Source organism: Pseudomonas sp. SMSB3 (assembly GCF_052041965.1).
Classification (GTDB): domain Bacteria; phylum Pseudomonadota; class Gammaproteobacteria; order Pseudomonadales; family Pseudomonadaceae; genus Aquipseudomonas.
On record NZ_JBKGGV010000002.1, the window covers coordinates 5,218 to 18,119 of the forward strand.

2 protein-coding genes (1 of these 2 running past the window's edge) are annotated in these 12,902 nt (G+C 67.4%); both read right to left on the bottom strand.

What is annotated here, in order from left to right:
* Positions 1-11,316 (bottom strand): amino acid adenylation domain-containing protein, encoded by an 11,316-nt coding sequence (locus ACLEJW_RS03445; protein WP_440776978.1) that lies wholly within the window; start codon positions 11,314-11,316, stop codon positions 1-3.
* Positions 11,313-12,902, bottom strand: the final stretch of a protein-coding gene (locus tag ACLEJW_RS03450; RefSeq protein ID WP_440776979.1) for a non-ribosomal peptide synthase/polyketide synthase. Its footprint extends 20,679 nt past the window's final position; 1,590 of the gene's 22,269 nt are visible here — the last part of the coding sequence; its start codon lies beyond the right edge, outside the window; its stop codon occupies positions 11,313-11,315. The genes ACLEJW_RS03445 and ACLEJW_RS03450 overlap by 4 nt, the downstream gene beginning before the upstream one ends.

A 12,902-nucleotide genomic window follows, 5' to 3' on the forward strand; every position in this document is an offset into this window, starting at 1 on the left:
TCACGGCATGACCTTGCCCATCTGCAAGGCCTGCGCGTCCTGCCACCATGCCGCCAGGCTGAACACATTCGGCGTTTTCAAGATGCTGAAGTGATCGCCAGGGCCGCGCCACAGCGACAGCTGCGGCATCAAGGCCTGCCAGCCGGCGTGCATCGCCGCCTGTTCCTGAGCGTTTGCAGCGGGGTCCAGGTTTGCATCGTCGACCAGCACCAGCCCCACCGGGCCGCGGTAGCTGAGCGTGGGCTGGTAATGGCTGCGCAGCGCCGTGGCGAAGGTGCGCAGGGTGCCGTCAAGGCTGCGTGGCGCGGAGCGCGCCGGCAGCAGACCGATACGCACCATCGCGCCATGCAACAGCTCCACTTGCTGTGCATCGCTGGCGGCGGCGAAGGCCTGCGCTTCGATACCCAGCGCCTTGCCGGTCGACAACTGCAGCGCCTGGATCAGCTTTTCCAGCGCTTGGGTGAAGGTATAAGGCTGACCACAGGTGCCGCCCTGCCCCGGCGCTTCGCTGTCGATCAACGTCAGCGAACGTACCTCACGCCCCATGCCCTGCAGACGTGCGGCCAAGGCATGGGCGACCCACCCGCCGAACGAATGGCCGACCAGGTTCAGCGGCCCTTGCGGGTAGAGCGCCTCGATCGCTTGCGCATGGCAATTGGCGGCCGCCTCAACGGTGCTGTGCGGCACCAGGCTGCCCTCCAGCCCACGCGCCTGTAGCCCATACAATGGCCAGTCGGGGCCCAGGGCCTCGGCCAGGCCGATGAAGCTGGTGACGCTGTCGCCCGCACCGGGTACGCAGAACACCGGCGCATGGCCGTGCTGGCCGGTCTGGATGGCCACCAGCGGCTGATAGGCGGGCGCCTCTACAGGTTGTGCAGCCGCCTCAAGGGCGCGGGCCAACGCCGTGCCCAGCGCTGTTACATGGGGTACCTGCATCATGCTGCGGTGATCGCCCGGCACGTCGATGCCGCGCAATTCTTGGCCCGGCAGCGCCTGCTCCCAGCCGAGGCTCGCCAGGTCGGCGCTGCCTGCTTCTGCGCGCAGCACATGCACCGGGATAGTCAACGGTGCCGGTCGGTAATGGGCCATGGCGTAGCCATGGGCCAGCTCACGGGTGAAGTAATGGCGCAGCTGGTCGTCGCTCATGCTCGACCACAGGCCATAGAGCAAGTGATGCTCGCGGCAAGCTGCCAGCAGGCTGGTGAAGTCCAGCTGGGCCGCTGTCAACTGCTCCAGGTGGGCCAGCGCTGGCGCGCCGGTTTCGCCTTGGGTGCTCCAGAAACGTTCGCAGTTGAGCAGGAGCTGCTTCTCCAGCGCCTGCGGCCCTTCCCAACGCGCCTTGCCTTGGTCGGCCAGGCGCGGGGCATAGGTGTCGATCAGGCCAAGGAACTGCACCGTTTCGTCCTCACCGAGTAGCTGATTGGCCATCTCGAAGGCCAGTACGCCACCGAACGACCAGCCGGCCAGGCGGTAGGGGCCACGGGGCTGAACCTTGCGCAGCTGTGCGATGTGGTAGCGCGCCAGGCACTCCAGCGTGCGCGGCTGCGCTTGGGTCGCGGGTACGCCCGGCAAGCCATAGATCGGGTAATCGCCGGGCAGGTGCTGGGCCAGGACCGGGAAGTAGAAGTCCAGGCCGGTGAACTCGTGCACCAGGAACAGCGGCACGCCGCTGGCGCTGCTACGTACGCTGATCACGCTGGAGGCCCCGGCGCTGGCGCTTGCGCCCAGGCAGCTGGCGAGCGCAGCCACGCTTGGCTGCTGGAAAACATCATTGATTGCCACTTCGAGGCCAGCCTTGTTGAGCCGGTCGATCAAGCGGATGGCTGCCAGCGAATGGCCGCCCAGCTCGAAGAAGTTGTCATGGCGGCCGACCTGCTCGACACCGAGCAATTCCTGCCAGATGCTGGCCAGCAGGGTTTCGGTTTCGCCCTCCGGTGCTTCGTAGACGCGTGCCTCAAGGGCGCCCGGCTCGGGCAATGCCTTGCGGTCGAGCTTGCCGTTGGGGCTCAGCGGCAGTGCTTCGAGATGAATGAACAACGCCGGCACCATGAACTCCGGCAGGTGCGTGAGCAGTGCCGTGCGCAGGGTCTCGGGCGCGCTTGGCTCGCCGGTGTAGTAGGCGATCAGCCGTTGCTCGCGGGCGATCACCACGGCCTCCTTGATGCCGTCGATAGCGGTCAGCCCGGCCTGGATTTCGCCCAGCTCGATACGCAGCCCGCGCAGCTTCACCTGGTCGTCGTTACGGCCCAGGTATTCGAGGTTGCCGTCGGCTAGATGCCGCGCCAGGTCGCCGGTACGGTACAGGCGCCCGCCAGGGCGGAACGGGTCGTCGATGAAGCGTTCGGCGGTGAGTTCGGCGCGGTTGAGGTAGCCACGAGCAACCTGGACGCCACCGATGTACAGCTCACCCGGCACGCCCTGCGGTACCGGCTGCAGATGGCCGTCCAGCACGTAGAGCTGGGTGTTGGCGATCGGCTTGCCGATCGGGGTGTTGTCCGGTGCGGTCTGGCAGTGCCAAGCGCTGACGTCCACCGCGGCTTCGGTCGGGCCATAGAGGTTGTGCAGGTCGCTGCCTGGGAGCTGGCTGTGGAAGCGCCGAACCAGGCTGCCCGGCAAGGCTTCGCCGCTGCACAGCACGCGCAAGCCGGACTGGCTCAGTTCACTGCCAACGGCCGAGAGGAACACGTCGAGCATCGAGGGCACGAAGTGCAGCGTGGTGATGGCTTCGTGCTCGATGACTTGACGCAGGTACTCGGGGTCGCGGTGGCCGCCAGGACGCGCCATGACCAAGCGCGCGCCGGTTTGCAGGGGCCAGAGGAATTCCCACACCGAGACATCGAAGCTGAACGGGGTCTTTTGCAGGACCACATCAGTGCTGTTCAGGCCGTAGGCATCCTGCATCCACAGCAGGCGGTTGACCACGCCGGCGTGCTCGTTCATGACGCCTTTGGGCAGGCCCGTGGAGCCGGAGGTGTAGATCACGTAGGCCAGGCTATTTGGCGTCAGGCCATCGACAATCGGATTGCTGGCCGGCTGCCCTGCCCAGTCAAACTGATCCAGATCGATCACCTGCCCCGCGTCCGGCACATGCCGAGTTGGCGCATGCACCAGCACCGCCACAGGCGCGCTGTCACTGAGCATGTGACGCACGCGTTCGGCCGGATAATCCGGATCGACTGGCACATAGGCGCCGCCGGCCTTGAGGATCGCCAGCAGCCCCACCACCATCGACAGCCCGCGCTCGACGCAGATCGCCACACGGTCATCGGGTTTGACCCCCAGGCCGATCAGGTAATGCGCCAGGCGGTTGGCCTGTTCATTGAGCTGCCGATAGCTCAGCTCGCCTTCGTCGGCACGGACTGCCAGCGCCTGCGGCGTACGCGCGACCTGGGCCTCGATCAGCCCGTGCAGGGTCTGATCGAGGTCATAGGCTGCCGCCGTATCATTGAAGCTCAGCAGCAAGCGCTTGCGCTCACAGGCATCCGGCAATCCAGTCTGCATCGGCAGGGCAGCGGCGCCTTCGGCGAAGGTCCACAGCACCTGCTCCAGATAGCCGGCAAAGCGCTCGACGGTCGATCGCTCGAACAGCGCCGTGGCGTACACAATGCCGCCGGCCAACCCCTGGGGGCCCTCACCCATGCTCAGGCTCAGGTCGAACTTGGCGATAGGCGCTTGCGCGGCGACTGGGCTCACCTGCAGGTCAACGAACTGCAGGGCACGGTGTTCGGGCGTGGCATCCCAGTCCAGCGACACCTGGTACAACGGCGTGTGGCTCAGGCTGCGTGGCGGGCGTACCGCCTCGACCACCTGCTCGAATGGCAGGTCCTGATGCGCCTGGGCCTGCAACACCGCTTGCTTGACCCGTGCCAGGAGCGTGGCCACGCAGGGTGCGTCGCGGGTGTCCACCCGCACGGCGACGGAATTGACGAACATGCCGATCAAGCCATCGACCTCGGCCTGCCGACGGTTGGCCAGCGGCGAGCCGATCACCACCTCGTCTTGCCCGGCCAGGCGCGCCAGCAGCACCGCCCAAGCCGCCATGAACAGCATGTACGGGGTAACGCCCTGGGCCTGGCACAAGGTCTTGAGCGCAGTGCCAAGGCGCGGGTCGAGGCGCAGCGCCACGCTGTCGCCGGTGTAGTCCTGGCGCTCTGGCCGTGGATGGTCCCAGGGCAGGCTGAGCAGCGTCGGCGCGCCGTCGAGCTGCATGCGCCAGTAGTCAGCCTGGGCCTGCAAGGTTTCGGCGCCGAGCCAGCGCCGTTGCCACAGGGCGTAGTCCAGGTATTGCACCGGCAACGCCGGCAATGGATCGTCCTGCGCCTGGCAGAACGCCCGGTACAGCGTCCCCAGCTCGTGCACCAGCACGCCCAGCGACCAGCCATCGGCCACCAGATGGTGCAGGGTCAGCAGCAGCACGTGATGCTCATCGCCGCGCTGCAGCAGGCAGGCACGAAGCGGCAGTTCGCGGTCCAGGGCGAAGGGTGCGGCGGCCTGGGTGGCGATCAGCTGCGCCAGGGCAGCCTCGCTGAGGCCGCGGGCATCCTGCTGCAGCCACTGCAACGCTCGCGCATCGCCCGCCAGCAACACCCGTGGCTCGCCGGCCTCGGCGACGAAGTGACTGCGCAGGCTCTCGTGGCGCTCGACCACCCGACGCAAGGCACGCTCCAGGGCAAGGCGCTGCAGCGGGCCGCGCAGGTGCAGGCCGATCGGGATGTGATAGGCCGCGCTGCCCTCGCTCATCTGCGCCAGGAACCACAAGCGCTGCTGGGCGAACGACAACGGCAGGCTGCCCAGCCGTGGGCCTGACTGGATCGGCGGCAGCCTGCGGGCTGGATGCCCGTCGAGGCTTGCCGCCAGCGCAGCCAGGCTGTCGTCGGCGAACAGCTCGGCCAACGGCAGTTCCAGCCCCAGGCGCTGTCGCACCTGGGCCAGCATGCGCATGGCCAGCAAGGAATGGCCACCGAGTTCAAAGAACCGGTCCTGCCGCCCGACCCGCTGCAGCTGCAGCAATTCGCACCACAGCTCGGCCAGGCACGTTTCACGCTCGCCCTGCGGGGCCTCGTAGGCCGCTGCAGCCAGGTCTTGCGCAGCGGGCAGCGGCAGGGCCTGGCGGTCGACCTTGCCATTGTTGGTCAGCGGCATGCGCTCGAGCGCGACATAGGCCGTGGGCAGCATGTAGTCGGGCAGGCGCCCGCGCAAAAAGCGCCGCAGCGCCGCAGCGTCCAGCGCCGCATCCTGGCGCGTGTACCAGGCCACCAGGCGCAAGGGGCCCTGCCCGTCTGCCAGCGCGCTGACCTGCACGTCGCCGATGCCTGGGCACAGCGACAGTTGCTGAGCGATTTCCCCGAGTTCGATGCGAAAACCGCGAATCTTCACTTGATCGTCATTGCGCCCGAGGTATTCGAGCTGGCCGTCGGCCTGCCAGCGCACCAGGTCGCCGGTCCGATAGAGCCTGGCGCCGGGGCGCTGGCTGAACCGGTCGTTGACGAAGCGCTCGGTGCTCAGCTCAGGGCGGTTCAGGTAACCCAGGGCCACGCCATCACCGCCGATGTACAGCTCGCCGGCCACGCCGCGCGGGGTCAGCTGGCCGAAGCTATCGAGCACATAGACCTCGGTGTTGCCGACCGGACGGCCGATTGGCACCTGCCCGGCAGCCAAGTCGGACAACCGAACGGCGCAGGTCACCGCGAAGGTCGTGGTTTCAGTCGGTCCGTAACCATTGATCAGCTGCAGGTTCGGTGCCCGTTCGAGCAACGCGCGAAACGCAGCAGGCTCGGCGCGCTCGCCACCGCTGATGAGTATGCGCACGGATGCCAGCGCTGCGGGGATCAGTTGCACGTACTGGTTGAACAGCGCCGTGGTCAGGAACAGCACGCTGATGCCTTGCTCGGCCAGGGCATGGGCAAAACGCTGCGGCTCGACCAAGGTCGCGTGATCGATCACCCGCACCTGGCCACCGTTGAGCAGCGCGCCCCAGATTTCCAAGGTGCTGGCATCGAACGCGGGATTGGACACGAAGGCGATACGGTCCTGGGCGTTCAGATCAGCGTAGCCGTTGTTCAAGACCAGCCGGGCGATGCCACGGTGGGCCACGCATACGCCCTTTGGCGCGCCGGTGGTGCCGGAGGTATACATCACGTACGCCGCGCTGTCGGGCGCTGCTGGCAGCGGCAGGTCACGGGCTGGAAGGTGCTCGGCCGGCTGGCGGTCGAGGTCCAGGCGCGGCAGGTCGAAATTGGCGTGGATGTCGCTGTGGCTGAGCAGCATCGTCGCCTGGCAATCCTCGAGCATGAAACGCTGGCGCTCCGCGGGCGCGTGAATGTCCAACGGTACGTACACCGCCGCGCATTTGAGCACCGCCAGTTGCGCCACCAGCAGCGCCAGTGAGCGTGGCAACAGCAGCGCAACGCAGGCGCCCGATGCCAGGCCTTCGGCGATCAGGCATTGGGCCAGGCGGTTGGCCTGGCGGTTCAGCTCGCCGTAGCTCAGGGACTGCTGCCCGTGCACGGCGGCCACGCGCTCGGAATGACCGGCCGCGCACTGTTCGAACAGCTGCGCAACGTTGACGTCGCGCGGGTACGCGGCCGCCGTCGCATTGAGGTCGCTGAGCAGGGTCTGGCGCTCGGCGGCGCCGACCAGCTCGACTTGCGCCAATGGCGCCTGGTCGTCATCGGCCAGCGCCTGCAGGAGGGTGGCGAAGTAGCCCAGGTAGCGTTTGACGGTGGATTCATCGAACAACGCGGTGGCGTAGTCGAGGCTCCCTGCCACGCCTTCGCCCTGCTCGCCCAGGTTCAAGGTCAGGTCGAACTTGGCGACGGCCGCCGCTTGCGCCACCGCCTCGAGTTGCAGGCCTTGCAAATGCAGGGCCTGGCCCTGGGTCGCCTGCCAGTTGAGGGTGGTCTGGAACAGCGGCGTGTGGCCGAGGCTGCGGGTCGGTCGCAGCAGCTCGACCACGTGCTCGAAGGGCAGGTCCTGGTGGGCCTGGGCCTGCAGCACCTGCGCCCTGACCTGGGTAAGCAATGCCTGGCCGGTCGCTGCCGCAGTGCTGTCGATGCGGATGGCCAGGGTATTGACGAACAGGCCTACCAAGGTTTCGAGTTCTGCATGGCCGCGCCCGGCAATCGGGCAACCGATCACCACCTCCTGCTGCCCCGACAATCTCGCCAGCAGCGTCGCCCAGGCACCCAGCACAATCATGTACAGCGTCACGCCGTGGCGCTGCGCCAGGCCGCGCAGCCCAGCCACCAGCTGCGGGTCCAGCTGCACCGGCAGGCTGGCCCCAGCAAAGTCCTGGCGCTCTGGGCGAGGTCGGTCGGTGGGGACTTTCAACAGGCTCGGAGCGCCTTCAAGTGCCTGACGCCAGTACTCAGCCTGGCGTTGCAGCTGCTCGCCCACCAGCCAGCGGCGCTGCCACAGCGCGTAGTCTGCGTATTGGATCGGCAGAGGCGCCAGCGGGTCGCCCAGGCCTTGGCACAGCGCGGGGTACAGCGCGCTCAGCTCGGCGGTCAGCACCCCCAGCGACCAACCATCGGCAACGATATGATGCACGGTCAGCGCCAGTACATGGTGCTCGGGCTGCAAACGCAGCAAGCGCGCCCGCAGCAGTGGCCCATGGGCCAGATCGAACGGCTGGCTGGCGTGTGCCTGCAGCGCCTGCGGCAATGCCTGTGCCGTGATGTCCTCGCGCTGGAACCAGCCCGCCCCGGCAGTGGCACCAATCACCACTTCGGCGCCGTCTTCGCGCGGCACGAAGTGGCTGCGCAGAATCTCATGCCGCTCGACGATGCGCAGCAGCGCGCATTCTAGGGCGTCGGCGTCCAGCGCGCCGCGCAGGCCCAGGGCCAGCGGCACGTTATAGGCCTGGTTGCCACCTTCCATCTGTGCCAGAAACCACAGCCGCTGCTGGGCGAACGACAGCGGCAGCGGTTGCTCGCGCAGCACTGGCACAATGGCCGGCAAGGCGCTGCGCGCGGCCCCGGCCAGCACCTCGGCCACTGCCGCCAGCTCGGCATTGGCGAACAGCTCGGCCAAGCTCAGCTCCACGCCCAGGCGCAAGCGCACCTGCGACACCATGCGCATGGCCAGCAACGAGTGCCCGCCCAGCGAGAAGAAATGATCGCGGCGCCCGACCCGCTCGAGGTGGAGCAGCTCTGCCCAGATCTGCGCCAGGGCCTGCTCCAGCTCCCCCTGCGGCGCTTCATAGCCTTGCTCGAACAGCGCCGAGCGTTCGGGCTTGGGCAAGGCGCGGCGATCGAGTTTGCCATTGGCGGTCAACGGCAGGGCCGGCAGCTCGACGAATGCCACCGGCACCATGTACTGCGGCAGGTGTGCCTGCAACTGCGCGCGCAGGTCGTGCGCGGTGGCCGCCTCGACATCGGCCTGCGGGGTGAAATAAGCCACCAGGCGCGGCTGGCCTGGCTGATCTTCACGGGCCAGCACCACCGCCTCGTTGATGCCTGGCAAGCTCGCCAGGCGGCTTTCGATTTCGCCCAGTTCGATGCGTACACCGCGGATCTTCACCTGGTCATCGTTGCGCCCGAGGTACTCGAGGGTACCGTCGGCCTGCCAGCGCACCAGATCGCCGCTGCGGTACATGCGCCCACCGGCGTTGAAGGGGTCGTCGAGAAACCGTTCTGCGGTGAGCGCCGGGCGGTTCAGGTAACCACGCGCCACCCCGGCGCCGCCGATGTAGAGCTCGCCCGGCACGCCCAGCGGCACCGGCTCGCGGCGCTCGTCGAGCACGTACAGACGCGCATTGTCGACAGGTTTGCCGATGTGCAGCACGGCGCCGGACTCGACCAGCCCGGAGCTGGCCACCACGGTGGTCTCGGTAGGCCCATAATTGTTGACCACGGCAAAGCGCTGGGTGCGGTTGAACTGACGCAGGCGATCGCCGCCGATCAGCAGGGTACGCAACGTCGGGTGTTCAAGCTGGTGGCTGAAGGCGTACTCGGCCACCGGTGTGGGCAGGAAGCTCACGTCCAACGGCTGGCTGCGCCACCAGGCGAGCATGGCGTCGAGGTCTTCGTTGCCTTCGGCGGGCGGTGCCAGGTGCAAGGTGGCGCCGGCGCACAGCGCTGGCCACACCTCCCAGGCCATGGCATCGAAGCCGAAGCCGGCCAGGCTCGACGTGTGGCGGCCATGGCACAGGTCGAAGGCGCGGCAATGCCAGTCCACCAGGTTGTTGACGCTGCGGTGCTCGACCATCACGCCCTTGGGTTGGCCGGTGGAGCCGGAGGTGTAGATCACGTACGCCAGATGGCCGGCATGCAGGCCGGGCACCTGGGGGTTGTGCAGCGCAGCCGGCCAGTCGGGCTGGTCGAGCAACAGCACCGGCACTTGAATGCCGCCCAGGCGGGCGCGCAGGGCATGTTGCGTGAGTACCGCCACCGGTTGGCTGTCGCCCAGCAGATAGCGCACGCGCTCGTCAGGGTGTGCGGGGTCGATGGGCACATAGCCTGCGCCAGCCTTGAGCACGGCCAGCAGACCGACCAGGGTTTGCAGGCCTCGGCGGGCGAGCACGGCGACTCGGTCATCGGGGCCGACGCCCTGATCGATCAGGTGTTGGGCAAGCGCGTTGGCTTGCTGGTTGAGGGCGGCATAGCTCAGGGTCTGGTCGGCGCAGGTGGCCGCGATCGTGTGCGGATGGGCGTGGGCCTGCTGCTCGATGCGTTGCGGCAAGGTCAAGCGGGTTTCGAAAGGCACGACGCAGTCATTGAAACGTTCGAGTACCTCATGGCGTTCGTTGTCGGGCAGCAACTGTAGGCTTTGCACCTGCGCCGAAGGCGCCTGCAGCACGCTGTGCAGGACCTGCTGCAAATAGGCGCAAACCCGTTCGCCCGGTACCTGGGCGCTGGCCAGCAAGGTCAGTCGAAACGCCTCGCCCAAGTCATCGACGCTCAGCGTCAAGGGGTAGTTGGTGGCCTCGACGGAGTCGACCACGTCGATGCCGGCCACTGCAGGGCGATGCGCCGCTGCAGCGCCAGGCGCGCTGTGGCGATAGTTGAGCAATGCATTGAACAGCGGGGCCGGCGCCGCGACGCCACTGCAGCGCTGGGCCAAGGCCAACGGCGCGTGCTCGTGGCGCATCAGCGCGCTCAAGCGCTGGTGAGTGGCGCGAATCGCCGCGTTCAGGTCGCAGGCTGCAAGGTCCACGCGCAGTGGCAGCGTATTGATGAAGATACCCAGCGCCCGATCGGTGGCCTCGGCGCCGAGCAGGCGCCCCATCAGTACCGTACCGAATACCACCTGGTCGCGCCCGGTCAGCCCGCCGAGCACCCGGCCCCAGGCCAGGTGAAACAGGCTGGCGACACTCACGCCCAGGCTACGGGCATGGGCGCGCAGGGCCTGGCACAGCGCGGGCGGCAGGTCGATGGTGTGCTCGGCATGGCTGGCGCCTTCACCTTGCAGGTCCTGGATGCCGTAGGCCAGGGTCGCCTCATCGATGTCGCCGAGCATGTCGCGGAAAAACGCCTCGTGTTGCGCTTCGCTGATGCCGAGCACCGCCTGCGCCACATAATTGCGAAACGGCACCGGCGCGCCCAACAGGTGCTCCTCGCCGGCCAGGAACGCAATCAGCTCGTGACGCACCACCTCCAGGGCACTGTGGTCCATGGCGATATGGTGGAACTGCAAGGTCGCGCCCAGCTTGCCCGTGGCGGCGGGCGCGTCGCGCAGCACCCGCATCAACGGCGCTTGGGTCAGGTCTAGCCAGGCGTGCCCCGGGGCATCGGCAGGTAGTTCCAGCACAGGCAGTTGCGCTTCGCGCCAGACCACTTGCAGCGGCATCGGCAAGCCTTGCCAATGCACCGAGGTACGCAGGATATCGTGGCGTGCCACCACCCCGCGCAAGGCGCCGACAAAGGCCTGCAGGCGTGCTTCGCTGGCGAACTCGAAGCGCGCCTGCATCACGTAGGGGTCATGTGCGGTGGCGCTGGCGTGGTGGAACAGCATGCCCTGCTGCAGCGGCGCCAAAGGGTAGATGTCCTGCACGTTGGCCGCCCCGCCGGGGACCTGGGCAACCAGGCGGTCGAGGGTGTCCTGATCGAGTTCGACCAGGTTGACCAGCTCAGGGGTGATGCGCGTGCAGCCCGGCGTAATCAGGTTGCCCGGTGCCTGCACGGCGCCGTGCTTGACGGCCACATAATCACCGCGTTCGATCAGCGCGATCAGCGCGGGCTTGTGCTCGCGCAGGCGCGCCACCAGGACGGCGTCGGTCAAGGCCTGTCGGTTGCCCTGGACCAGCAGCTGGCCATCCTTGAGCGCCAGCTGGACGTTGTTGGCCGCCAGTGTTGCCAGTAGTTCATTGATGCTCACAGGACGATCTCCATTCTGTCTGTGATGGCTGCATAGCCGGCCAGGGTCGGGTGGTCGAACAGTGCGCGGACATCGGCTTCCAGGCCCTGTTCACGCAGGCGCGAGGTCAGGGTCACGGCCAGCAGCGAATGGCCGCCCAGCTCGAAGAAGTTGTCATGGCGACTGACCTGCTCGACGCCGAGCAACTCCTGCCAGATGCTGGCTAGCAGGGTTTCGGTTTCGCCCTGCGGTGCTTCGTAAACGCGAGCCTCAGGGGCGTCCGGCTCGGGTAATGCCTTGCGGTCGAGCTTGCCGTTGGGGCTCAGCGGCAGTGCTTCGAGGTGGATGTACAGCGCCGGCACCATGAATTCCGGCAGGTGCGTGAGCAGTGCCGCGCGCAGGGTCTCGGGCGCGCTTGGCTCGCCGGTGTAGTAGGCGATCAGCCGTTGCTCGCGGGCAATCACCACGGCCTCCTTGATGCCGTCGATAGCGGTCAGCCCGGCCTGGATTTCGCCCAATTCGATACGCAGCCCGCGCAGCTTCACCTGGTCGTCGTTACGGCCCAGGTATTCGAGGTTGCCGTCGGCCAGGTGCCGCGCCAGGTCGCCGGTGCGGTACAGGCGACCGCCGGGGCGGAACGGGTCGTCGATGAAGCGTTCGGCGGTGAGTTCGGCGCGGTTGAGGTAGCCGCGAGCCACCTGGACGCCGCCGATGTACAGCTCGCCCGGCACGCCCTGCGGGACCGGTTGCAGATGGCCGTCCAGCACGTAGAGCTGGGTATTGGCGATCGGCTTGCCGATCGGGGTGTTATCCGGCGCGGTTTGGCAGTGCCAGGCGCTGACGTCCACCGCGGCTTCGGTCGGGCCATAGAGGTTGTGCAGGTCGCTGCCTGGGAGCTGGCTGTGGAAGCGCCGAACCAGGCTGCCCGGCAAGGCTTCGCCGCTGCACAGCACGCGCAAGCCGGACTGGCTCAATTTGCTGCCAACGGCCGAGAGGAATACGTCGAGCATCGAGGGCACGAAGTGCAGCGTGGTGATGGCTTCGTCCTCGATGACCTGACGCAGGTACTCGGGGTCGCGGTGGCCGCCAGGACGTGCCATGACCAAGCGCGCGCCGGTTTGCAGGGGCCAGAGGAATTCCCACACCGAGACATCGAAGCTGAACGGGGTCTTTTGCAGGACGCCGTCAGTGCTGTTCAAGCCGTAGGCGTCCTGCATCCACAACAGGCGGTTGACCACGCCGGCGTGCTCGTTCATGACGCCTTTGGGCAGGCCCGTGGAGCCGGAGGTGTAGATCACGTAGGCCAGGCTATTTGGCGTCAGGCCATCGACAATCGGATTGCTGGCCGGCTGCCCTGCCCAGTCGAACTGATCCAGATCGATCACCTGCCCCGCGTCCGGCACGTGCCGAGTTGGCGCATGCACCAGCACCGCCACAGGCGCGCTGTCACTGAGCATGTGACGCACGCGTTCGGCCGGATAATCCGGATCGACTGGCACATAGGCGCCGCCGGCCTTGAGGATCGCCAGCAGCCCCACCACCATCGACAGCCCGCGCTCGACGCAGATCGCCACACGGTCATCGGGTTTGACCCCCAGGCCGATCAG